Source organism: Flavonifractor sp. An4 (assembly GCF_002161755.1).
Lineage (GTDB): Bacteria > Bacillota > Clostridia > Oscillospirales > Oscillospiraceae > Flavonifractor > Flavonifractor avicola.
The window spans coordinates 1-22,338 of sequence record NZ_NFIL01000036.1 but is presented as its reverse complement, the minus strand read 5'-3'; the positions used below and the strand labels follow the sequence as shown (position 1 = coordinate 22,338).

General features: G+C 62.1%; 21 protein-coding genes, 1 tRNA gene and 1 pseudogene. 19 read left to right on the top strand and 4 right to left on the bottom strand.

Features of this window, described 5'->3' with window-relative positions; genetic code table 11:
- Nucleotides 1-295: pseudogene (locus tag B5F94_RS13175) on the bottom strand (hypothetical protein); the annotation flags it as partial.
- Nucleotides 296-330: 35 nt separating this feature from the next.
- A complete protein-coding gene (gene rlmB, locus B5F94_RS13170; RefSeq protein WP_087188673.1) occupies nucleotides 331-1,098 on the bottom strand; it encodes a 23S rRNA (guanosine(2251)-2'-O)-methyltransferase RlmB in 768 nt (255 codons plus the stop codon).
- A gap of 205 nt (nucleotides 1,099-1,303) precedes the next feature.
- Between rlmB and ftsH the strand changes: the two genes are divergently transcribed.
- The 4 genes from ftsH to B5F94_RS13150 all read left to right on the top strand — a co-directional run bounded on the left by ftsH (nucleotide 1,304) and on the right by B5F94_RS13150 (nucleotide 8,560).
- Nucleotides 1,304-3,433, top strand: a complete 2,130-nt coding sequence (gene ftsH / locus B5F94_RS13165; protein ID WP_242965680.1) for an ATP-dependent zinc metalloprotease FtsH — start codon at nucleotides 1,304-1,306, stop codon at nucleotides 3,431-3,433.
- Nucleotides 3,434-3,577: 144 nt separating this feature from the next.
- Nucleotides 3,578-3,653 (top strand) — tRNA-Ala (locus B5F94_RS13160).
- A gap of 417 nt (nucleotides 3,654-4,070) precedes the next feature.
- Complete coding sequence (locus tag B5F94_RS13155) at nucleotides 4,071-8,159, top strand: S-layer homology domain-containing protein (RefSeq protein WP_087330713.1); 4,089 nt, start codon at nucleotides 4,071-4,073, stop codon at nucleotides 8,157-8,159.
- A gap of 194 nt (nucleotides 8,160-8,353) precedes the next feature.
- Complete coding sequence (locus tag B5F94_RS13150) at nucleotides 8,354-8,560, top strand: alpha/beta-type small acid-soluble spore protein (RefSeq protein ID WP_087188670.1); 207 nt, start codon at nucleotides 8,354-8,356, stop codon at nucleotides 8,558-8,560.
- 48 nt (nucleotides 8,561-8,608) lie between these two features.
- On the opposite strand, the gene B5F94_RS13145 is transcribed toward B5F94_RS13150, so the two are convergent.
- Nucleotides 8,609-9,064, bottom strand: a complete 456-nt coding sequence (locus tag B5F94_RS13145) for a hypothetical protein (protein WP_087330711.1) — start codon at nucleotides 9,062-9,064, stop codon at nucleotides 8,609-8,611.
- 313 nt (nucleotides 9,065-9,377) lie between these two features.
- Between B5F94_RS13145 and B5F94_RS13140 the strand changes: the two genes are divergently transcribed.
- From B5F94_RS13140 to B5F94_RS13075, 13 genes are all read left to right on the top strand, one after another.
- Nucleotides 9,378-10,463 (top strand): iron-containing alcohol dehydrogenase, encoded by a 1,086-nt coding sequence (locus B5F94_RS13140; RefSeq protein ID WP_087330709.1) that lies wholly within the window; start codon nucleotides 9,378-9,380, stop codon nucleotides 10,461-10,463.
- Nucleotides 10,463-11,884: an ethanolamine ammonia-lyase reactivating factor EutA gene (gene eutA / locus B5F94_RS13135; RefSeq protein WP_087330707.1), complete on the top strand. Its 1,422-nt coding sequence runs from the start codon at nucleotides 10,463-10,465 to the stop codon at nucleotides 11,882-11,884. The genes B5F94_RS13140 and eutA overlap by 1 nt, the downstream gene beginning before the upstream one ends.
- Nucleotides 11,885-11,903: 19 nt before the next feature.
- A complete protein-coding gene (locus B5F94_RS13130; protein WP_087330705.1) occupies nucleotides 11,904-13,268 on the top strand; it encodes an ethanolamine ammonia-lyase subunit EutB in 1,365 nt (454 codons plus the stop codon).
- Nucleotides 13,269-13,281: 13 nt separating this feature from the next.
- Entirely contained in the window at nucleotides 13,282-14,154 is an 873-nt protein-coding gene (eutC, locus tag B5F94_RS13125) for an ethanolamine ammonia-lyase subunit EutC (RefSeq protein ID WP_087330703.1), read from the top strand.
- Between the two features lie 174 nt (nucleotides 14,155-14,328).
- Complete coding sequence (gene eutL / locus B5F94_RS13115; RefSeq protein WP_087330699.1) at nucleotides 14,329-14,982, top strand: ethanolamine utilization microcompartment protein EutL; 654 nt, start codon at nucleotides 14,329-14,331, stop codon at nucleotides 14,980-14,982.
- Between the two features lie 4 nt (nucleotides 14,983-14,986).
- Nucleotides 14,987-16,441, top strand: a complete 1,455-nt coding sequence (locus B5F94_RS13110) for an acetaldehyde dehydrogenase (acetylating) (RefSeq protein ID WP_087330697.1) — start codon at nucleotides 14,987-14,989, stop codon at nucleotides 16,439-16,441.
- A gap of 313 nt (nucleotides 16,442-16,754) precedes the next feature.
- Complete coding sequence (locus B5F94_RS13105; protein ID WP_087188677.1) at nucleotides 16,755-17,051, top strand: BMC domain-containing protein; 297 nt, start codon at nucleotides 16,755-16,757, stop codon at nucleotides 17,049-17,051.
- Nucleotides 17,052-17,774: an ATP-binding protein gene (locus B5F94_RS13100; protein WP_087330695.1), complete on the top strand. Its 723-nt coding sequence runs from the start codon at nucleotides 17,052-17,054 to the stop codon at nucleotides 17,772-17,774.
- Nucleotides 17,761-18,384 carry a phosphate propanoyltransferase gene (locus B5F94_RS13095; protein WP_087330693.1) on the top strand — a complete coding sequence of 208 codons (624 nt, stop codon included), beginning with the start codon at nucleotides 17,761-17,763 and terminating at the stop codon, nucleotides 18,382-18,384. The genes B5F94_RS13100 and B5F94_RS13095 overlap by 14 nt, the downstream gene beginning before the upstream one ends.
- 26 nt (nucleotides 18,385-18,410) lie before the next feature.
- Nucleotides 18,411-18,653, top strand: a complete 243-nt coding sequence (locus B5F94_RS13090) for a hypothetical protein (protein ID WP_242965679.1) — start codon at nucleotides 18,411-18,413, stop codon at nucleotides 18,651-18,653.
- Nucleotides 18,628-18,858 (top strand): EutN/CcmL family microcompartment protein, encoded by a 231-nt coding sequence (locus tag B5F94_RS13085; RefSeq protein ID WP_087330688.1) that lies wholly within the window; start codon nucleotides 18,628-18,630, stop codon nucleotides 18,856-18,858. The genes B5F94_RS13090 and B5F94_RS13085 overlap by 26 nt, the downstream gene beginning before the upstream one ends.
- 48 nt (nucleotides 18,859-18,906) lie before the next feature.
- Complete coding sequence (eutH, locus tag B5F94_RS13080; protein ID WP_087330686.1) at nucleotides 18,907-19,995, top strand: ethanolamine utilization protein EutH; 1,089 nt, start codon at nucleotides 18,907-18,909, stop codon at nucleotides 19,993-19,995.
- Nucleotides 19,985-20,401: a cupin domain-containing protein gene (locus tag B5F94_RS13075; protein WP_087330684.1), complete on the top strand. Its 417-nt coding sequence runs from the start codon at nucleotides 19,985-19,987 to the stop codon at nucleotides 20,399-20,401. Before eutH ends, B5F94_RS13075 begins: the two co-directional genes overlap by 11 nt.
- 37 nt (nucleotides 20,402-20,438) lie before the next feature.
- Here the strand turns inward: B5F94_RS13075 and B5F94_RS13070 are convergent, their stop codons facing one another.
- The gene (locus B5F94_RS13070) at nucleotides 20,439-20,711 is read right to left on the bottom strand and encodes a hypothetical protein (protein ID WP_087330682.1); all 273 of its coding nucleotides are present in this window, start codon (nucleotides 20,709-20,711) and stop codon (nucleotides 20,439-20,441) included.
- 140 nt (nucleotides 20,712-20,851) lie between these two features.
- Here B5F94_RS13070 and B5F94_RS13065 point away from each other — a divergent pair, with 140 nt between their 5' ends.
- Both B5F94_RS13065 and B5F94_RS13060 read left to right on the top strand, forming a co-directional pair.
- The gene (locus B5F94_RS13065) at nucleotides 20,852-21,463 is read left to right on the top strand and encodes a single-stranded DNA-binding protein (protein ID WP_242961264.1); all 612 of its coding nucleotides are present in this window, start codon (nucleotides 20,852-20,854) and stop codon (nucleotides 21,461-21,463) included.
- Between the two features lie 75 nt (nucleotides 21,464-21,538).
- Nucleotides 21,539-22,219 (top strand): TIGR00266 family protein, encoded by a 681-nt coding sequence (locus B5F94_RS13060; protein WP_087330679.1) that lies wholly within the window; start codon nucleotides 21,539-21,541, stop codon nucleotides 22,217-22,219.
- Nucleotides 22,220-22,338 lie beyond the last annotated feature (119 nt).

Below are 22,338 nucleotides of genomic sequence, written 5' to 3'. Positions count from 1 at the left end.
GTTCCTGCTTGGGCGGGGGGGACTTCTCCACCGGCGGCTGCCGGGTGGCGGCGGCCTTGGGCTCCTTCTGAGCCTGCTCCTGACCGCCGTCGGGGAAGGTGAGCACCCGCCCCGGCTTTTTGGAGGGGGAGGAGGGACGCTGGCTTTTGGGTACTACCGGGAAGGGTATGGTATCCTCCTCATCCGGCTTTTTCTTTTTCTGCCCGCCGCCGAATTCCGCCAGAATGGATTCCAGGGAGAACTCGTCCCCGCCGGGCAGATCCTCATTCAGTTCGTCATCCCGGTCTTTTGCCATGGGAACGTGCTCCTTTTTTTGAAGATCAGTGGTTGTCAGCCCATCCGCTGCCGTACGGCCTCATACAGCAAGATGGCGGCGGCGGCGCTGGCGTTGAGGGAGTTGAGCTTGCCCTTCATGGGGATACGGACCAGGAAGTCGCAGGTCTCAGATACCAGACGGCCCATGCCGTCCCCCTCGCTGCCGATGACAATGGCGGCGGGGCCCTTCAGGTCGGCGTCGTAGAGCAGCCGGTCCCCGTCGGCAGCGGTGCCGAACACCCATACCCCCTCATCCTTCAGCTCCTTGAGCAGGGCGGGCAGGTTGGGCACCCGGGCCACCGGAATATGGCTCACCGCGCCGGCGGAGGTCTTGGCCACCACCGCCGTCAGGCCCGCCGAACGGCGCTTGGGGATAATGACGCCGTGGGCTCCGGCGCACTCGGCGGTGCGGATCACCGCGCCCAGATTGTGGGGGTCGGAAAGCTCGTCGCACACCACGATGAGAGGGGGCTCCCCCTTCTCCCGGGCGGCGTTCAGAATGTCGTCCACGCTGGCATACTCCCGCACCGCGGCCTGGGCGATGACACCCTGGTGGGAGTGGGTGCGGCTCATAAAGTCCAGCTTCTTCCGGTCGCACTCCACCACCACGATGCCCTTGTCCCGGGCAGCGGCGGCGATGTGGGCCAGGGCAGAGTCGGTCTCCCCCCGGGCCAGGAAAATTTTATCAATGGGCGTGCCCGCCCGCAGGGCCTCAGTGACGGCGTTGCGCCCCTCGATGATGCCGTCTGCCTCGGCCTGAGGGGCCGGTCTGCGCTCCTTCATAATTGGTTCCGCCTTTCTTGTTGATCGCTACCAGTATACCACAAGACCTGCCGCAGAAAAAGATAAAAATTACCCCTTTGAACCCGGCTGGTTTCATAGAAAGTTTACAGCTTTCGGCCTTCCCTTTCTTGTTTTTTGAGGGTGCGTGTGCTATAACTATAATTACTTTCCAGATAGGAATGAATGCACTCAAGGAGGCATCCTCTTGAATTTCGATCACCAGAACAACAACCGCGGAAAGGGCGGAGGCAATAACAAGCGCAACATCACCGCCATCGTGTCCATCATCCTGTGGGCCCTGGTGCTGACGGTGCTGGTGAACTATGCCACCTCCATGTTCCGCCAGGCCAACTCGGTGGAGATCAGCTACGGCACCTTCCGGGAGTTGGTCAGGGAGGACTGCGTGGCAGGCGTGCTCATGGAGTCCAACAAGTACACCATTTATTTAAAAGACGGGGTGTCGGTGGACGCCAACGGCAACATCACCAAGACGGCCACCGCCGCCGGCCTCACCGGGGAGCAGGAGGAGACCACCGTGCCGCCCCCCTCCCAGTGGGACAAGACCAAAACCACCTATTACTGTGCCCCCATCACCCAGGCGGGGGTGCGGGACGACGGGCTGATCGACCTGCTGGAGGAGCACGACGTCACCAGCTTCGGCCCCGAGTATGTGGAGGAGCTTAACCCCATCGTCTCCATGCTCATCTCCTGGGTGCTGCCCATGGTGGTCATGGTGCTGCTCTTCTCCTTCCTGTTCCGCAGCATGGCGGGCAAGATGGGCGGCGGCCTGGGCAATCTGGGCAAGTCCAACGCCAAGGTCTATGTGGAGAAAAAGACCGGCGTCACCTTTAAAGATGTGGCCGGTCAGGACGAGGCCAAGGAGTCCCTGGTGGAGATCATCGACTTCCTCCACAACCCCCAGAAGTATACCGAGATCGGTGCCAAGCTGCCCAAGGGCGCTCTGCTGGTGGGCCCTCCCGGTACCGGTAAGACCCTGCTGGCCAAGGCCGTGGCCGGCGAGGCCAACGTGCCCTTCTTTTCCATCTCCGGCTCCGACTTCGTGGAGATGTTCGTAGGCATGGGTGCCGCCCGTGTCCGCGACCTGTTCAAGGAGGCCAACAAGATGGCCCCCTGTATCGTGTTCATCGACGAGATCGACACCATCGGTAAATCCCGCGATAACCGTATGGGCGGCAATGACGAGCGGGAGCAGACCCTGAACCAGCTGCTGGCCGAGATGGACGGCTTCGACCCCACCAAGGGCGTCATCCTGCTGGCCGCCACCAACCGGCCCGAGGTGCTGGACCAGGCCCTGCTGCGGCCAGGCCGCTTTGACCGGCGCATCACCGTGGACCGGCCAAACCTGGCCGGCCGTCTGGCTACCCTCCAGGTCCATACCCGCAAGATCAAGCTGGCGGAGGATGTGGATCTGAAGAAGGTGGCTCTGGCCACCGCCGGCGCCGTGGGTGCGGACCTGGCCAACCTGGTCAACGAGGCCGCTCTCCGGGCGGTCCGTCTGGGCCGCAAGGCGGTCAACCAGCAGGACCTGCTTACTGCCTTTGAGCTGGTCATTGCCGGCGCCGAGAAGAAGGGCAGCGTCCTCAGCGAGTTTGAGAAGAAGCTGGTGGCCTACCACGAGGTGGGTCATGCCATGGTGGCCTACCGGCAGAAGCACGCCGAGCCGGTGACGAAGATCACCATCGTTCCCCACACCCAGGGCGCTCTGGGCTACACCCTCCACCTGCCGGAGGAGGACAAGAACCTCCACACCAAGGACGAGCTGCTGGCCCAGATCTGCGTCTCCATGGGCGGCCGTGTGGCCGAGGAGCTGGTCATGAAGACCATGACCAACGGCGCCGCGCAGGACATTCAGGATGCCACCAGCATCGCCCGCAATATGGTGGCCATGTTCGGTATGAGTGAGGAGTTCGGCATGATGGCTCTGGCCTCCCGCCGCAATCAGTATCTGGACGGCGGCTACGGCCTGGACTGTGCCGACGATACCGCCGCGGCCATGGATCAGGCGGTGCGCAGCATCATCGACTCCTGCTACAAGAAGGCTACCGAGATCCTCTCCGAGAGCCGGGAGGACATGGACAAGGTGGTGGCCTACCTGCTGGAGAAGGAGACCATTACCGGCGCCGAGATGGTGGCCATTCTGGAGGGCCGGGACCCTGCTCTGGCCGACCAGTACGCCGAGGCCGAGCGGCGGGAGCAGGAGAAGAACAAGCCGGAGGAGAAACCCCAGGCCATTCCCCTGTGGGGCAGCCAGGAGGAGTCCTCCGCTCCGTCCCAGCCGGATCAGCCCTCTGAGGACAAGACAACGGAAGAATAAGGAAAATCCGGGCGCGCCGTCATGGCGCGCCCGGATTCTGCTTCTAAAAAAATTTGAGAAAAATGAAAAAAAGAGTTGACAGAGCGGGTGACCCGTGCTAAAATACAATTCGTTCGGTCGACCTGACCGGCGCCAAGTGAATATGGGGGTATAGCTCAGCTGGGAGAGCGCTTGAATGGCATTCAAGAGGTCAGCGGTTCGATCCCGCTTATCTCCACCAAAAAGACTTGAAACTTCGGTTTCAAGTCTTTTTTTGTTTGTCTGCCGTGGGGGTTCGGAGAAGTGCATGAAGTCTGAAAAATGAAAGCGGGGATTGCATGGTTTTGCAGTACGATGTAAAAAGAGATTCCTGCTGCCAAATATAGAAAAAACGAAAGTTATTCGATGTTATGCACAATTTAGATGGGCTTAACTTTGGCTAGTTTATCCGTATTGTGGTATTCTGGAACCTATAATATACTTTAAATATATCTGAAAGAACTGGCGCGGGATATATGGGGATATATCCACGCGAAGCAGTGCTTTCGAACGGTACCGAATTTTTGAAAGAGGAAGGAGGACGCGGAGGTAGTTGATAAATATTCGGTATCGGGACCCGCGCAATAAGGCAATCGATTCAAAAAAGGAGGCATCATAGATGCGGCAACATCAGAAACGCTCCCATTCTTTTCTTGCATTGCTGTTGGCATTATCCATGCTCTTCTCCCTGACGATTCTGCCTGTATCAGCTGAGGAACCTGTAAAAACCGATGCTGACCAGGGGACAGCCACACTCGCGCTGGACGACGACCTGCTCACTCTGGATATGAGCGAGGAAACGTTTCATGCAACCCTGACGGTTCCGGTCTCCACTGAGCAAAGCAAATGGACAACGGATCAGTGGAATACTTGGGCAAAAGGCATTACCTGGAGCCTGACGCGAGACGATGTGGATGTGCAGGACCCTGCGCTCTACCCGTACATCTACACCGGCGATGACCTGCAGAACTGGATGAGCTGGGGCGCCATCAATCAGCATGGTGCTGACGGCGTCCCCTATTTCACCCTGGAAGATCCCACGGTAACCGTGGCTGATGGCTACGCTACGGTGAAGCTGACCTTCAGCCATGGCATCTTCTTCAATATGAAGGATGACTCGCTGCCTCTGGTGACCAACTCCCTGCAGGCCATTGGCAGCAATACCTTCCGCTACGCCCGTAACGTGTGGCCGGGCTTCATCGGCAACTACGAGCTGTCCGCCAAGTCTGGTGATACCGTTCTGGCCACCACCCCCATGGAGATCAACGTCTACGAGAGCAACGTCCGGCAGGACGAGCTGTACGATGAGCTGATGGAGATCAAGAAGCTGGCTGAGGCCAATGGCCGCTACTTCGACGTCCAGTCCTTCGGTAAAAGCACCGACGGCTATGACCAGTGGTATGCCGTGGTGTCCGACAGTGCCCAGTCCGTAGCCGACTTTAAGGAAATGAACGCTCTGGCTCAGACCGATCCCGAGAAGGTGCTGGCCCAGATCGAAGGCGGCAAGGACTACCGCATCCCCATCATGATGAACAACGTCCACTCCGACGAGGCCGGCGGTGTGGATGCCCATGTCAATCTGCTGCGTACCCTGGCTACCGAAGATACCATCACCTGGAATACCATCACTGGTCTGACCGGTGGTAAGACTGTGGATGAGAGCCAGTACGATCCCAAGATCGTGGACTTTGAGATCACCAGCGATGACGGCGATACCGACTACGGTTTCACCGGCTACGGTCTGAAAATCAGCGCCACCACCATCAACGGTAACGGAAACGACGGCCGCACCGATGCCAGCGAGTATTATACCTTCAGTGAGGACAAGGAGCTGAAGGTGGATGAGATCCTGGATAACCTCATCATCATCGTTACTCCCGATGAGAACCCTGACGGCCGTACCTACAACACCCGTCCCAACGGCAACGGCTTTGACCTGAACCGGGACGCCTCCAACCAGACTCAGGTGGAGACCCGGAACATTGCCAAGCTCATCAGCGAGTGGAATCCCGTGGCCTTCGAGGAGTTCCACGGCTTTACCGCTCAGTTCCTGGTAGAGCCCTGTACGCCTCCTCACGAGCCCAACCTGGAGTATGACCTGTTTGTGGAGCAGTTCCTGCTGGGCGCCGAGGCCTACGGAAATGCCGCCCTGGCCACCATGTCTGTCCAGCACAAGGACGAGTTCGAGACCAAGTACCAGACCTATTACACCCCCCTGCGCGACAGCTATGACGCCGAAACCGGCTGGGACGCCTGGGATGACCTGAGCACCAACTACACCCCCAGCTATGCCATGCTCAACTGCGGTTCCATGGGCTTTACCATTGAGACTCCTTCCGGCGGCGAGTCCAGTGTCCGTCTGCTGGAGTGCGGCGCCTACGGTCTGTGGCAGTTCCTGTCCGACTGTAAGGACACCTGCTACAAGGCCCAGCTGGAGTTCTTCCGCCGGGGCATCAACAACGAGGACCACCGGGAAGAGATGGAGCCCTGGTATGTGGATATGAGCAACCAGCAGCTGGATCCCGATACCTGGCGCGTTCCTTATGAGGGCAACGACAAGTACTTCCCCGAGTACTACGTGCTGCCTGTGGACGCCGAGTCCCAGCGTGACCCCGCCGACGCCTATGAGATGGCTGAGTTCCTCATGCGCAACGGCGTGAAGGTCTCCACCCTCACCAAGGACGTGACGGTGGACGGTGTGACCTACAAGGCCGGTTCTCTGGTGGTCAATATGTACCAGGCCAAGCGCAACTACGCCAACTGCCTGCTCAACCTGGGCTATGACGCCTCTGCCTCCGGCTTCCCCTCCCTGTACTCTGAGTCCGTGGCCAGCTTCCCCAGTATGCGCGGCTTTGACTGCATTGCCATTGATACCATCGGCGCCTTTGACGGTGCCCTGAAGGAACTGACTGAGGTTACCGCTTCCGGTCAGGTCACCGGCAGCGGTTCCATCGTCATCCTGTCCAACAACGGTGACGAGACCGTCCGGGCCGTCAACGCTCTGCTGGACGCCGGTAAGGCGGTTGGCATGATCACCGAGGGCGACTACAAGGGCGACTTCGTACTGAGCTATGACGACTATGCCACCATCGCCTCCGATTACACCCTGGTGGTTACCCGCACCAATACCATGCCTGTGGCCTATGAGATCAGCAAGCCCACCCTGTTCCTCACCGGCCGCTATGCCGACTTCGGCGACGACAAGGTGTCCTCCGGCTACTACACCAAGTGGTTTGCCGACGGCTACGGCTTCATCAACTACGACAACATCCACAACAACGGCACTTCCAACTACGATGTGATGGCTTATGTGAAGCAGCTGGGCTTCACCGTGGTGGATGATCCTGCCCGGGCCGATATCATCATCGGCTCCGTGGCCCTCAACAGCGGCGCTTATGGCGAGCAGGCTGTTGCGGCAGTCAAGGCGGGCACGCCTTACATCGCTACCGGTTCCAGCACTCTGTCCTACATCAAGAAAAACTTGATCACCGGCCTGGACTACCAGACCAACGGTCAGGAAGCCCTCCACAACGTGGTTTACCCCTCCGACAGCCTGATTACTGCCAGCCAGGTGGCTGATGACGATACCGTGATCTACTCCCTCAACTGCGCGGTACTCACCAGCTATCCGGAGGATGCTCAGGTGCTGATCAAGGCCACCGATGAGAACAGCTTCATCGTGGGCTGCATGGCCGGCGGCAGCATCGACGGCGGCGTGGAGGCCATTGCTGTGGAGCAGGACGGGATGGACATCACCATCTTCGCCAACTCCATCGTCAACCGTGCCCACCAGCAGGACGACTATCTGTTTGCCACCAACACTATCTGCTCCAAGATGCTCTCTGATGAGCAGATGGATATCGACACCTCCTCCGGCGGCTCCACCGGCACTACCTCCTACGCCATCACTGTGGAGGACAGCGACAACGGTACTGTGACCTCCAGCCGCACCCGCGCTTCCAAGGGCCTGATGGTCACCCTGACCGCGAAGGCCGACGAGGGCTACAAGCTGGATACCATCACCGTTACCGACAAGAGCGGCAGCGAGATCAAGCTCACCGACAAGGGCGACGGCAAGTACACCTTTACCATGCCTGCCTCCGCCGTTACTGTGAAGGCCTCCTTCACCAAGGATGACGGCTCTGTGAGCACTGGTCTGCCCTTCACCGACGTGAAGGCCGACGATTGGTTCTATGAGGCTGTGAAGTATGCCTATGACAACAAGCTGATGGACGGTACCTCCTCCACCACCTTCGCTCCCTTCATGACCACCAACCGTGCCATGGTGGTCACCATGCTGTGGCGGCTGGAAGGCCAGCCCAAGGCTGATGCTACCCTGTCCTTCACCGACGTGGAGAGCGGCGTGTGGTACACCGACGCTGTGAACTGGGCTGCCTCCAAGGGCATCGTCAAGGGCTACAGCGACACCGTGTTTGCCCCCAACGACACCGTAACCCGCGAGCAGCTGGCCACCATTCTGTACCGCTATGCTGAGAGCAAGGGCTACGATGTGTCCGCCAAGGGCGACCTGACCACCTTCACCGATGGCGCCAAGACCTCCTCCTGGGCTACTGAGGCCATGGAGTGGGCGGTAGGCTCCAAGCTGCTGTCCGGCAAGGGCGGCAACGTCCTGGATCCCACCGGCACCGCCACCCGCGCGGAAGTGGCGCAGATCTTCACCAACTTTGCGCAGAACCTGAAGAAGTAAACATTCACGCCAACAGGGGCGCGCTGCATTAGCAGCGCGCCCCTGTTTTGTTATGCAGAGAAAAAAGTGCAAAAATGGATCATTTTTGGCCTCCATGGATTGGAAAGAAAAAATCCGCATAGAAAATCGGGCTGAGGCAAAGCTATGGTCGGATCACCGATCCAACAAAACGATTGCAAAGGAGATGCAACATCATGTCCAACAGCAACAGCAATCAGCCCGTGGTTTCCAGCGCTCGCGAGGCCCTGAACAAGTTCAAGATGGAGGCCGCCGCCGAAGTGGGCGTCAACCTGAAGCAGGGCTACAACGGCGATCTGACCAGCCGTGAGGCCGGCTCCGTGGGCGGCCAGATGGTCAAGAAGATGATCCAGGCCTACGAGAACGGTATGTCCGGCAAGTAAAACGCCATCAACAGAGATCCGCTCTGAACAACGTGGAAGAGCCGTCGGTCAATCGACCGACGGCTCTTCTGCGTCTTCACAGGCTGCAGCCTGCCACTGGCCCGGGGCTTCCTCCGGGCTCAACAGGCAGGCGTTTGCCAGACATCGGTACCGGGTCCCCCGGAAGGACACCACGTCCCCCATGGCATAACCGTCCCGGTCGCCTGCCGGGCGGCTCCACAGGGGTACGCCCCTGCTGTCCAGACCTACTGGCTCATAGAGCTCCGGGGTGCGCTCCGGCACCACACCGGCGCTGGCGCGATGGTCCAGGGTCACCTGGTAGAGCTGGGGGTCTCCCACAGCATTGAACCCCCGGCGGACATAGTCCCCCGTCTGGTACACCGTGCCGGGCGTAAATTCCGGATAGACCCAGGCCACCTCCATGGCCCGGGCGGGCTCCAGCTGGGCGGCAAAGAGCTGGAGCAGATGGTAAAATTGTTGTCCCTGTCCATCCATATCCCACATATGGCTACCCTCCCTTTTACCTATGGTGAAACAGGGGCATTTGTTGTACGTTTGCATACACCCAACACAAAAAACAAGGAGACCCGCCGTTGGGCGGGTCTCCTTGTTTTGAACAGAGAGGTAAGAGAGAGAGGAGAATGGTTTGTCATTTGTACCTGACGCTGTTATCATATCCGTTTTTCGCCAAGGGATGGTGAACAGGCTGTGAACAGATTCTGAAGGAATGATGAAGCTTTTCTTTCGCAGGCTTTTGGTATATTCCTGACCGCCGCCGCCATACTAAGGCCATCAAGGAAGAAACAGGGGAACGCGCATGGAAACATTTAAGCTGAAGACCGCCGTCTCCTTTGGAAAGGACGCCCTGGCTGCCCTGGAGGAGCTGGCCGGCGGGCGGGTGATGGTGGTCACCGACGATTTTCTGGCCAAGTCCGGCCTGCTGGACAAAGTGAAAGCCCGGCTGCCCGGCTGCACCGTGGAGACCTTTACCGGTGTGGTGCCCGACCCGCCTTTGGAGGTGGTGGCAAAGGGGGCCAGGGCATTGGCCGACTTCAAGCCCCAGGCGGTGGTGGCCTTTGGGGGCGGCTCCGCTCTGGACTGTGCCAAAGCCATGGTGGAGTACGGCAAGAAGCTGGGGGCTGCCGGGGAGATTTCCTTCTGGGCGGTGCCCACCACCGCCGGGACCGGATCGGAGGTCACCTCCTTTGCCGTCCTTACCGACAGCCAGAAGGGGGTGAAGTACCCCCTGGTGGACGACGCTCTGCTGCCCCACCGGGCGGTGCTGGACCCGATGTTCCTGGCGGGGGTGCCCGCCAAGGTGACGGCGGACACCGGCATGGACGTACTCACCCACGCCGCCGAGGCCTATGTGGCCGCCGGGGCTAATGTGTACACCGACGCCCTGGCGGAGAAAGCCTTTGCCCTGGCCTGGAGCAGCCTGCCCGCCGCCTTTAACGGGGACCAGGAGGCTAAAGGGCATATGCTGCTTGCCTCCAATCTGGCGGGCATGGCCTTTAATGGAGCCGGGCTGGGGCTAAGCCACAGCATGGCTCACGCCCTGGGTGGGCGGTTCCACATTCCCCACGGGCGGCTCAATGCCATGCTGCTGCCCCATGTGATCCGCTTTAACGCCGCCCGGCGGGAGACGGCGGAGCGGTACGCCGCCCTGGCCAAGGCCTGCGGCCTGACGCCCACGGCCAGAGGTTTGGCCTTTGCCATCGAGCGGCTGCGGGGCCGTCTGGAACAGCCGGGCCGCCTGTCGGAGTGCGGGGTGGACGCAAAGACGGTGCGGGACCAGGGAGACGCGATCGCCGCCGCCGCCCTGGCTGACCTGTGCGCCCCCTCCAATCCCCGGAGCGTCACCCCCCAGGATATCAAGGCCATTCTGCGGGAGTTGGCGTAATGGGAGAACAGTTACTCTCTGTAGGTATTGATATCGGCACCTCCACCACCCAGCTCATCCTGTCCCGGCTGACTCTGGAGAACCGGGCCACCCCCTTTACGGTACCCCGGGTGTCCATCGCCGGGCGGGAGGTGCTTTACCGCTCGGCTATCCACTTCACCCCGCTCCTGTCCGATACCGTCATCGACGCCGCCGGGGTGCGGGCCATTGTGGAAGAGGAGTACCGCAAGTCGGGCTTTGACAAGTCCCAGGTGGACACCGGGGCGGTCATCATCACCGGGGAGACCGCCCGGAAGGAGAACGCCCAGGAGGTGCTTTCCGCCCTGTCGGAGTTCGCCGGGGATTTCGTGGTGGCCACCGCCGGGCCCGACCTGGAGTCCATCCTGGCGGCTCGTGGAGCGGGTGCGGACGAATACGCAAAGGAACATCACACAACCGTATTACACTTTGATATCGGCGGCGGCACCGCAAACCTGGCGCTGTACCAAAATGGAGAGCTGGTGCGCACCGGCTGCCTGGACGTGGGCGGGCGGCTCATCAAGGTGGACAAGGACGGGCGGGTCACCTATGTATCGCCGGTACTGGAGCGCGGGGCGATGTGGGCATCGCCCCCTACGGCAGGAGAAAGGGTCACACCCCAGCGACTAGAGCCTGTCATCCGGATCATGGTGGAAGCGTTGGAGCAGGCGGCGGGCCTGGCTCCCGGCCGGGACAGGCTGGACGCCTTTCTCACGGAGGGCACCCGCTGGACGGTGGAGGAGGTACCGGTGGTGTCCTTCTCCGGCGGGGTGGCCGACTGCATCTACGACCCGCCGCCGGATTGGCTGGCTTTCGGAGACATGGGGGTGCTGCTGGGGCGGGCCATTGCCGCCTCCCCGGCCTTCCAGAAGGCGGGCCGTTTCCGGGGTGCGGAGACTATAAGGGCCACGGTGGTGGGGGCGGGGAGCCACGCCACCGACTTGTCCGGCTCCACCATCTTCTACCGGGATATTTCTTTCCCTCTGAAAAACATCCCCATCCTTAAGCTGGCTGCCGGGGAGGAGGGGGGACCGCCGGAGGAACTGGCAGGGCATATCCGGGACAAGCTGGGCTGGTACCAGGACCAGGGAGGACTGGTGCAGCTGGCCCTGGCCCTGCGGGGGGAGAAGAACCCCTCCTACAGCCGCATCCAGGAGCTGGCCCGGGGGGTGGCGGAGGGTCTGGTCCCCCTGGTGGAGGCGGGCTTTGTCCCCATCGTGGCGGTGGAGGCCGACCAGGCCAAGGTGCTGGGTCAGGCCATGGCCGCCCTGCTGTCCGGCCCTCTGCTCTGCCTGGACGGGGTGGAGATGGACAACGGGGACTATATCGACATCGGCGCCCCGGTGGCCGGAGGCGCGGTATTACCCATCGTTATTAAAACCCTTGTATTTCACAAATCGTAGCCGCAAAAGGAGCGATCACATGATACTCAAGACCAAGCTGTTGGGGCACGTCTATGAATTCAAATCGATCAAGGACGCCCTGGCCAAAGCCAATGAAGAGAAGTCGGGAGACCGGCTGGCGGGTATTGCCGCCGAGAACGCCGAGGAGCGGGTGGCGGCCAAGGTGGTGGTAGCCAACCTGACTCTGGCCGATCTGCGCAACCACCCCGCCGTCCCCTATGAGGAGGACGAGGTCACCCGCATCATTCAGGACGACGTAAACGAGAAAATCTACGACCAGATCAAGAACTGGACGGTGGCCGAGCTGCGGGAGTGGCTGCTGGCGGAGAACCACGATGGCGATGCCATCCGATGGGTGAGCCGTGGCCTGACGGCGGAGATGATCGCCGCCGTGGCCAAGCTGATGAGTAACATGGACCTGATCTATGCCGCCAAGAAGATCAAGGTTACCGCCCACTGCAACACCACCATCGGCCTGCCGGGCACCCTGTCCTGCCGCCTCCAGCCCAACCACCCCACTGACGATCCCGACGGCATCCTGGCCTCCCTGCTGGAGGGCCTGACCTTCGGGGCGGGTGACGCGGTGCTGGGCCTGAACCCGGTGGACGATTCGGTGGAAAGTGTGCGCCGGGTGCTGGATCGGTTCCATGAGGTGCGCAACCGCTGGAACATTCCCACCCAGATCTGCGTGCTGGCCCACGTCACCACCCAGATGGAGGCGGTGCGCAAGGGCGCTCCCTGCGACCTGATTTTCCAGTCCATCGCCGGGTCCCAGAAGGGCAACGAGGCCTTCGGCCTGGACGGCAAGCTCATTGAGGAGGCCCGGCAGCTGGCCCTGAAGGAGGGTACCGCCGTGGGGCCCAACGTAATGTACTTCGAGACCGGCCAGGGCTCCGAGCTGTCCTCCGAGGCCCACTTCGGTGCCGACCAGGTGGTAATGGAGGCTCGGTGCTACGGCTTTGCCAAGCGGTTCCAGCCCTACCTGGTGAACACGGTGGTGGGCTTCATTGGACCGGAATATCTGTATAATTCCAAGCAAGTAATACGGGCTGGATTGGAAGATCACTTCATGGGCAAGCTGACCGGCATCCCTATGGGGTGCGACGCCTGCTACACCAACCACATGAAGGCCGACCAGAACGACATCGAGGATCTGGCGGTGCTCCTCACCGCCGCCGGGTGCAACTACTTTATGGGCATCCCCCACGGGGACGACGTGATGCTCAACTACCAGACCACCGGCTTCCACGAGACCGCCGCCCTGCGGGAGATGTTCGGCCTCACTGCCATTCCCCCCTTCCAGCGGTGGCTGGAGGACATGGGCTTTGTGGAGAACGGCAAGCTGACCCCGCTGGCGGGTGACGCGTCGGTGCTGCTGGGTTAAGGAGGTTTTGAATTTGGATGAAAAAGAACTGCGCTCCATGGTGGAGCGGATAGTGCTGGAGCTGGCGGGGCAGCCCGCTGCCGTGACCGCGACCCGGCCCGCCCCCCGGCAGGAGGATGTGAGCCAGGGCTGCCTGGAGGACATCACCCAGATTGACCTGCGGCGGCAGTACCTGGTGGACAACCCCCGCAGCGGCCAGGCCTTTCAGGATTTGAAGTTGAAAACCCCGGCCCGGCTGGGCCTGGGGCGAGCGGGGGCCCGGTATCGAACCATCTCCATGCTGCGGATGCGGGCCGACCACGCCGCCGCCCAGGACTCGGTGTTCTCCCATGTGCCCGACGAGTTTGCGGTACAAAACGGCTTTGTGCCCGTCCAAACCCTGTGCCAGACCAAGGACGAGTATCTGACCCGGCCGGACCGGGGCCGCCGGTTCGACGAGGAGAACCAGGCCATCATCAAAAAGACCTTTGGACAGAACCCGAAAATTGCCCTGGTGGTGGGGGACGGCCTCAGCTCCGCCGCCATCGAGGCCAACGCCGTGGACTGTCTCCAGGCGGTGCGGGCGGGCCTGAAGGCCTACGGCCTGGAGGGCGGCCCGGTGCTCTATGTAAAGTACTGCCGGGTGGGCGCCTCCGACCACATTGGCGATCTGACGGGCGCGGAGGTGGTGTGTATGCTGGTGGGGGAGCGGCCCGGCCTGGTGACCGCCGAGTCCATGTCCGCCTACCTGACCTACAAGCCCCACATCGGCATCCCCGAGTCCAAGCGGACGGTGATCTCCAACATCCACAAGGGGGGCACCACCGCCGTGGAGGCGGGCGCGCACATTGCGGAACTCATCAAGACCATGCTGGAAAGGAAGGCGAGTGGAATTGACCTGCGTTGAGGATACCAGCGGCAACGGGGCCCCGCACGGCGGGGCGCGCGTCAGCGCGTACAAGCGTTTTGCCGCCAGGCAAAACCTTGATGCCGGGCGAATTCACTTCGCCCGAGCAGATGAAAATACACTTGGGGTCCCCGCGGGGCCTGCCCCGTGGGGAAAGTTTGAGGGGGTGACGGTATGACAGGCGATCTGATCCCGGCCAAGGTGCTGGCCACCCGCACCATCGCCAACGTCAGCGAGACCTTAGCCAAGAAGCTGGGCCTGCCCCGGCAGTACCGCTCCATCGGCCTCATCACCGCCGACAGCGACGACATGACCTACTGCGCCCTGGACGAGGCCACCAAGGCGGCGGCGGTGGAGGTGGTGTACGGCAAGTCCCTGTATGCCGGTGCGGCCAACGCCTCCACCGCCCTGGCCGGTGAGGTCATCGGCATCCTGGCCGGGCCCAACCCGGCGGAGGTGGAGTCCGGCCTGCGGGCCTGCGTGGACTTTATGAACAGCGGGGCGGGGTTCCGCTCCGCCAATCAGGATGACTCCGTCATCTACTTTGCCCACACCGTCTCCCGCACCGGCACCTATTTGTCCAAAGTGGCGGGGGTACGGGAGGGGGAGGCCCTGGCCTACCTGATCGCCCCGCCCCTGGAGGCCATGGTGGGGCTGGACGAGGCCATGAAGGCCTCCGACGTGGAGCTGGTGACCCTCTTTGAGCCCCCCAGCGAGACCAACTTCGGCGGCGGCCTTCTCACCGGTACCCAGAGTGCCTGCGACGCGGCGGCGGCCGCCTTTGCCGAGGCGGTAAAGGCGGTGGCCGCTCATCCCAAGGAGGTGTGATCCTATGGAATTTGATAAAGATCTGCGCTCCATCCAGGAGGTCCGGGACCTTCTGGCCCAGGCCAGAAAGGCCCAGAGGGCCCTGGCCGTCATGACCCAGGAACAGCTGGACGCCATCACGGCGGCCATCTCCCGGGCCGGGGCCCAGCACGCCCGGCGGCTGGCCGACATGGCGGTGGAGGAGACCGGCTTCGGACGGAAAGAGGACAAGGAGATTAAAAACCGCTTTGCAGCGGAGACCTTGCACCAGGCCATCCGGGACCAAAAGACCCACGGCATCCTGGCCGAGGACCGGGAGCACCGGACGGTGGACATCGGCGTGCCGGTAGGTGTGGTGGCCGGTCTGGTGCCCTCCACCAATCCCACTTCCACCGTCATCTATAAGGCCATGATCTGCATGAAGGCGGGCAACCCTATCGTGTTCTCCCCCCATCCCGGGGCGGTCAACTGTATTTCCGAGACGGTAAATGTGATCCGCCGGGCGGCGGAGGAGGCGGGGGCCCCGGCGGGGGCCATCTCCTGCATCACCACCCCCACCATCGAGGCCACCAATGCCCTCATGCGCCATGACACCACCCGGCTCATCCTGGCCACCGGCGGTGCGGCCATGGTGAAGGCGGCCTACTCCTCCGGCACCCCCGCCATCGGCGTGGGCGCGGGCAACGGCCCGGCCTATATCCACCACACCGCCAACGTGGAGCAGGCGGTAAAGCGCATCCTGGACTCCAAGACCTTTGACAACGGCACCATCTGCGCCAGCGAGCAGAGCGTCATCATGACCCGGCGGATGGAGCCGGCGGTAAAGGCCGCCCTCCGTGCCCAGGGAGCCTACCTGCTGGACGAGGAGGAGACCCGCCAGCTCTCCCGCTTCATCCTCCGGCCCAACGGCACCATGAACCCGGCCATCGTGGGCAAGAGCGTGTCCACCGTGGCCCAGCTGGCGGGCTTGAACCGGGTGCCCCCCTCCGCCCGGGTGCTGGTGGCCCGGGAGACCGGGGTAGGCAAGGGGCACCCCTACTCCAGTGAGAAGCTGGGCCTCATCCTGGGCTGCTTTGTGGAGGAGGACGAGGAAGCGGTGCTGAATCGCTGCATCGAGATCCTGGAGTGGGAGGGCGCGGGCCACACCTTCTCCATCCACACCGAGGATGAGAGCGTGGCCAAGCGGTTTGCCGCCGCCGTCCCCGCCAGCCGGGTGCTGGTGAACACCCCCTCCGCCCTGGGCGGCATCGGGGCCACCACCTGCCTGTTCCCCGCCCTCACCCTGGGCTGCGGCGCGGTGGGCGGGTCGTCCAGCTCCAACAACATCGGCCCTCTGGACCTCATCAACATCAAGCGGGTGGCATGGGGCGTGAAGGAGCTGGAGGAGCTGCGGGGCGGCAGCCCGGCCCTTTCCTCCTGCACCGTGGACGAGACCCTGCTCAACCGCCTGGTGGAGCAGATCATGGGGAGGCTGAGGTAACATGAGCGAAGTCAACGCCGACGGCGTGCTGCTGAACCCCCATGAGGCCATTTTGCAGGAGGCCCAGAATCTGACCAACTCCCTGATGGCCGAGCGCCCCCAGGGCCTGGAGGAGGACATGGAGCATGAGGTCCGGGCCGCCAACGGGGAGGAGGCCGGCGAGGCGGGGGGAGCCCCCCATATGCCGGTGGCCGAGACGCCCCGGCAGGCCCCCAGAAAGAAGGCCCAGTCGGGCCGGGGCAGAAAAAGCAAACCGACTTCCGCCCAACCGGCGGAGCCTATGAAACAGACAACTGACAGGAGGAAACAGAACATGGCAAATACGAACGCGCTGGGTATGGTGGAGACCAAGGGACTGGTGGGAGCCATTGAGGCCGCCGACGCCATGGTAAAGGCCGCCAACGTGCAGCTGGTGGGCAAGGAGCAGGTGGGCGGCGGCCTGGTGACCGTCATGGTCCGCGGGGATGTGGGGGCCGTCAACGCCGCCACCGACGCCGGAGCCGCCGCCGCCGAGAAGGTGGGCGAGCTGATCTCCGTCCACGTCATTCCCCGCCCCCACGCCGAGGTGGACCACATCCTGCCTCACGGCGGCGAGGGCATGAGCGAATAAATGGAGCTGCTCACCCGTGAGGACGTGCGGCGTATGTCGGACAACGGCACCCGGGGGCCGGTGGTGGTCAACAAGGACCAGAAGCTGACTCCCGGGGCCCGGGACTGGCTGGCCGCCCATAAGATTCAGGCGGTATTCCCTCAGGGGCGGGAGGATGCCGGCGCACCCGCCCCTGGTAAATACCGTACCCTCTTCGGCGCCACTTTGAACGAAAAGCCGGAGCATATGACCCACCTCAAGGGCAACATCCTGGTGCGTAAGGACCACCCCCGCATCGCCTTCCGGGGCATGATCGACGCCCTGGAGGGGGAACTCATGCTGGCCCAGCAGGCCTCCCATGAGTACCCGGCTCTGGTGAAGGAGCTGGGGGAGGCACTGGACCTGGTGCGGCGGCTCATCCGGTGCGACGTGCTGGACGAGCCGGTGGGGGAGCTGCGCCTGTGCGGCTACGACGCCGGACAGCTGCGGGAATACTCCCACTACCCGGACAAGTACCTGGGCCAGCCCCACTTTCTGCCCGCCTGCACCGACGGGCCCGCTCTGCTGGCGGTGAACAAGGTGCGCACCCTGGTGCGGCAGACCGAGCTTTCAGCCTATGGGGCCTTCAAGGACGTGGAGGGCAATGTGACCCGGGGGGACATCATTTTGGCCCTAAACCGGCTGTCCTCCCTCATGTGGATCATGATGATCAAGCTAAAGGCGGGACAATATGAACACGCTTAATACCATCAATATCGAGGTCCTGGCGGAGCAGATCGTCCGCCGCCTGACGGTGGAGGTGGAGGCCAGCGGCCGCCATGTCCACCTGTCCCGGGCTGATCTGGATACCCTCTTCGGCCCCGGCTTCCAGCTCCAGCGGGTGAAGGACCTGTCCCAGCCGGGGCAGTTTGCCGCCGCCCAGCGGGTGACCCTGGAGGGGCCGAAAGGGTCCATCCCCAACGTGGTGGTGCTGGGCCCCGAGCGGAAGGAGAGCCAGGTGGAGATCTCCCTCACCGACGGCGTGGTGCTGGGCATTACACCCCCGGTGCGGCTGTCGGGGAACATTGAGGGCACCCCCGGCATCACCCTGCGCAATGGAGACCGGGTGCTGCGGCTGAACCGGGGGGTTATTGCCGCCAAGCGGCACATCCACATGACTCCGGCGGACGCCGCCCGCTTTGGAGTGGAGAATGGCCGGGAGGTGCGGCTCAAGTGCCTCACCCAGCGGCCTTTGACCCTGGAGGGGGTGGAGGTGCGGGTGTCTCCCCAGTTCGCCACCTTCGCCCATATTGACTACGACGAGGCCAACGCCTGCGGGTTCAAAAAAGGGGACCGGGCCCTGATTTTGCCGTGAGGCTGGAGTGGCGGGGGCGTACCCTGGTGATTACCTGGCTGCCGGTGGGGGCCATGGGGCGGCTGGCCGCCCTGGCCCCGGCCAGTCGGGGGGAGACTGAGGTGCTGGCCGCCCTGCTGGCGGGGGCACGGGTGTGTCTGGAGCGGAAGGCGCTGGAGTACCGGCTCTACCGCCGCACCGCCCCGCCGTCAATCTATCGCCGCTGCCTGGCCCTGGAGCGGCAGCTGAGGGAGATGGGGATCTGTGTTGCTGGGACAGGTGGCCGGTAAGGTATGGGCCACAAAAAAAGCCCCCAACCTGACCGGACAGACCTTTCTGACGGTGGAGGTGGGGGAGACCATACTGGTGTGTGCCGACTGCGTAGGGGCGGGTGAGGGCGAGCGGGTCCTCATCGCCACCGGCGGGGCGGCCCGCATCGCTGCCGGGGCAAATGTGCCGGTGGACGCCGCCATCATCGGGATCATTGATCCATAAGGGGGCGGCCCACCTGCCGCCCCGTTTCACAAAAGGGAGGGACAGTTTATGTCCATCAACGAGATCATCGTCTATCTGATGGTGCTCTTTATGGCCCTGGGGGCCATCGACCGCATCCTGGGCAACCGGTTCGGCCTGGGAGAGAAGTTTGAGGAGGGCATCATGGCCATGGGCTCTCTGGCCCTGGCCATGATCGGTATCATCTGCCTGGCCCCTGTGCTGGCCAACCTGCTGCGGCCGGTGGTGGTGCCCTTCTATCAGGCCCTGGGGGCCGACCCGGCCATGTTCGCCGGTACTATCCTGGCAAACGACATGGGGGGCGCCCCCCTGGCTCAGGAGCTGGCCCTGACGGAGGAGGCGGGCCAGTTCGGCGGCCTCATCGTAGGGGCAATGCTGGGCCCCACCATCGTCTTTACCATTCCGGTGGGCCTGGGCATTATTAAAGCCGAGGACCGGCCCGCTCTGGCCACCGGCGTGCTGGCCGGCGTCATTACCATCCCCATCGGCAGCTTTGTGGGCGGCCTGGTGGCGGGATTCCCGGTGATGATGGTGCTGCGCAACCTGCTGCCCATCGTGCTCTTTGCGCTGCTCATCGCCCTGGGGCTGGCCTTTGTGCCCAACGGCATGGTAAAGGGCTTCCAGGTCTTTGGCCGCATTATCGTTATCATCATCACCATCGGTCTGGCCGCCGCCATCATTGAGGCCCTGACGCCCCTGACGATTATCCCTGGCCTCAACTCCATTGAGGAGGGCATTGGCATCGTGGGTGATATCGCCATCGTGCTGGCGGGCGCCTTCCCCCTGGTGTACGTCATCACCAAGGTGTTTAAAAAGCCCCTGATGAAGCTGGGCGGCCTGCTGGGCATGAACGACGTGGCGGCAGCGGGGATGGTGGCCACCCTGGCCAACAATATTCCCATGTTTCAGATGATGGGCGACATGGACCGCAGGGGCAAGATTATCAACGTGGCTTTTGCTGTGTCGGCGGCCTTTGTGTTCGGTGACCACCTGGGCTTTACCGCCGGCTTTGATTCCACCATGATTTTCCCCATGATCGTGGGCAAGCTGGTGGGCGGCGTCACCGCCGTGGCGGTGGCCATGTTCCTTACCCGGAAGGAGGTGCAGCATGGAGCGTAATCAGCTGGAGACCATCATCCGCCAGGTGCTGCTGGAGCACCTGGGGGGCGGGGTGCAGGCGGTGAAAGTGCCTGCCCTCACCGTCACCGAGGCCCACCGGATGAACACCGGCAACCCCGGTGACAAGGTGTATACCAGGGACCTGTTCACCCTGGAGCAATCCCCCAGGCTGGGGGTGGGCATCATGGAGATGACCGACACCACCTTTCCCTGGACACTGAACTACGACGAGATGGACTATGTGGTGGAGGGGCGGCTGGACATCCTGTGCAACGGGCAAAAGGTGTCCGCCGGGCCGGGGGAGCTGATCCACATTCCCAAAGGCAGCGAGATCCAGTTCTCCGTCACCGGCCATGCCCGGTTCCTCTACTTCGTCTATCCCGCCGACTGGCAAAATCAGCAGTAAAAAAGGTCCAGCCCACACAATGGGCTGGACCTTCTGTTTAGAATTGCACTTTGGAAATAAACGATATCACAATAATGGCCACAGCCAGGACACGGGTGACATGGACAGCACGCTCCTCGCCATAGCGGCGCTGGAAGGAGTGGGGCGGGACGGGGAAGATCAGCAGGAATACGCCCAGGGCAGCCCCGGTGATGCTGACCAGCAGGCTATTCTGCACCGTCTGCATATTGATCATGAGCAGCAAAAAGAAGAGGGCGAACCAGATAAAGAAGACCTTGGTGAATGTCGCGTTTTTAAAATGCTTGTTCATGTATGTTACACTCCTTTTCACTCTCATACTCCATTGTGGACAGAATCGTCAACCACTGTCTGTATCGGGTGGGCATAGCGGGGGACAAACCCGCATATAGATGCCACAGCTACCCAAAACAGGCAGGAGTGTGGATGGATATGCAGACAGGATGGAATGAGAATCGGGCAATGCTCCGGGGGACCGTCACGGCGGACCCGGTGTGGTCCCATGAGACCCACGGGGTCGTGTACGAGACCTTTCCCCTTACGGTGCTCCGGCTGTCCGGCTCGGAGGACACCATCAACGTCATTGCGCCTAAAGAACTGCTGGAGGAGTATCCGGTAAAGGCGGGGACGCCGGTGGAGGTGGAGGGGGAGGTGCGCTCCTTTAACAACAAAAGCGGAACCGGCAGCAAGCTGGTCATCACCCTGCACGCCAAGAGCATCAAGCCGGGGGAGGGACCCAATGAGAACCGGCTTACCCTGGCCGGGGTACTGTGCAAGCCGCCGGTGTTCCGACGCACCCCTCTGGGCCGGGAGATCTGCGATCTCATGCTGGCGGTAAATCGGAAGTATGGCCGGGCGGACTATCTGCCCTGCATCTCCTGGGGGGCGCTGGCCCGCTGCTGCGGCGAGTTGGAAGTGGGGGACGGGGTGCGGCTGGAGGGCCGCCTCCAGAGCCGGGCCTACACCAAGCTGGAGAATGGCGAAAGCTGTCAGCGCACCGCCTTTGAGGTGTCGGTCATGCGCCTGGAGGGGGTGGAAGTCTGACGAAAAACGGCTTGCATCCCAGCGGCCTCTATCGTATACTCATTTTGGAAACCCATTTGATGAGGAGGCGATGGTATGCAGTATGAGATCAAGGGAGAGCCCATGCCGGTAGTGATTTGTCAGGTGGCCGCCGGCGAGTCCATGATCACCGAGCGGGGGTCTATGGTTTGGATGTCCCCCAATATGGAGATGTCTACCAGCGCGGGGGGCATTGGCAAGGCCTTTGGACGGATGTTTTCCGGCGATTCCATCTTCCAGAATACATATACGGCGGTAGGCGGCCCGGGCATGATTGCATTTGGTTCCAGCCTGCCTGGCACCATTCGGGCCATTCCCATTGATCCGGCCCATCCGGTCATTGTACAGAAGCGGGGGTTTTTGGCCTCTGAGCAGGGGGTGGAGCTGTCCATCCACTTCCAGAAGAAGATGAAAACCGGCTTTTTCGGCGGCGAGGGCTTTATCATGCAGAAGCTGTCCGGCTACGGTATGGCCTTTGTGGAGCTGGACGGCTCGGTGGTGGAATACGAGCTGAAGCCGGGCCAGAGCATTGTAGTGGATACCGGAAATCTGGCCATGATGGACGCCACCTGCTCCATCGATGTGCAGATGATTCACGGTGTGAAGAATATGCTCTTCGGCGGGGAGGGGCTGTTTAATACGGTGATCACCGGCCCCGGCAAGGTGACCCTCCAGACCATGCCGGTCACCGGCCTGGCCGACGCCCTGCTCCCCTTCCTGCCCAAGGGCAGCAACTAAAAGTGAATTGTCAAACTAAGTGCAACAGGAATTGAGTTCGAAGTCCCATAATTCCTGGGCAGAATGGAAATTCAAAACTTTGCGAGGCCTGGCGTTAATTAACGCCAGGTTTCGTTTTA

Bases quoted from the DNA above. Each gene is read 5' to 3' on its own strand.
- rlmB (WP_087188673.1), bottom strand. From the start codon at position 1,098: ATGAAGGAGCGCAGACCGGCCCCTCAGGCCGAGGCAGACGGCATCATC.
- B5F94_RS13155 (WP_087330713.1), top strand. From the start codon at position 4,071: ATGCGGCAACATCAGAAACGCTCCCATTCTTTTCTTGCATTGCTGTTG.
- B5F94_RS13150 (WP_087188670.1), top strand. From the start codon at position 8,354: ATGTCCAACAGCAACAGCAATCAGCCCGTGGTTTCCAGCGCTCGCGAG.
- B5F94_RS13145 (WP_087330711.1), bottom strand. From the start codon at position 9,064: ATGTGGGATATGGATGGACAGGGACAACAATTTTACCATCTGCTCCAG.
- B5F94_RS13140 (WP_087330709.1), top strand. From the start codon at position 9,378: ATGGAAACATTTAAGCTGAAGACCGCCGTCTCCTTTGGAAAGGACGCC.
- eutA (WP_087330707.1), top strand. From the start codon at position 10,463: ATGGGAGAACAGTTACTCTCTGTAGGTATTGATATCGGCACCTCCACC.
- B5F94_RS13130 (WP_087330705.1), top strand. From the start codon at position 11,904: ATGATACTCAAGACCAAGCTGTTGGGGCACGTCTATGAATTCAAATCG.
- eutL (WP_087330699.1), top strand. From the start codon at position 14,329: ATGACAGGCGATCTGATCCCGGCCAAGGTGCTGGCCACCCGCACCATC.
- B5F94_RS13110 (WP_087330697.1), top strand. From the start codon at position 14,987: ATGGAATTTGATAAAGATCTGCGCTCCATCCAGGAGGTCCGGGACCTT.
- B5F94_RS13105 (WP_087188677.1), top strand. From the start codon at position 16,755: ATGGCAAATACGAACGCGCTGGGTATGGTGGAGACCAAGGGACTGGTG.
- B5F94_RS13100 (WP_087330695.1), top strand. From the start codon at position 17,052: ATGGAGCTGCTCACCCGTGAGGACGTGCGGCGTATGTCGGACAACGGC.
- B5F94_RS13095 (WP_087330693.1), top strand. From the start codon at position 17,761: ATGAACACGCTTAATACCATCAATATCGAGGTCCTGGCGGAGCAGATC.
- eutH (WP_087330686.1), top strand. From the start codon at position 18,907: ATGTCCATCAACGAGATCATCGTCTATCTGATGGTGCTCTTTATGGCC.
- B5F94_RS13075 (WP_087330684.1), top strand. From the start codon at position 19,985: ATGGAGCGTAATCAGCTGGAGACCATCATCCGCCAGGTGCTGCTGGAG.
- B5F94_RS13070 (WP_087330682.1), bottom strand. From the start codon at position 20,711: ATGAACAAGCATTTTAAAAACGCGACATTCACCAAGGTCTTCTTTATC.
- B5F94_RS13065 (WP_242961264.1), top strand. From the start codon at position 20,852: ATGCAGACAGGATGGAATGAGAATCGGGCAATGCTCCGGGGGACCGTC.
- B5F94_RS13060 (WP_087330679.1), top strand. From the start codon at position 21,539: ATGCAGTATGAGATCAAGGGAGAGCCCATGCCGGTAGTGATTTGTCAG.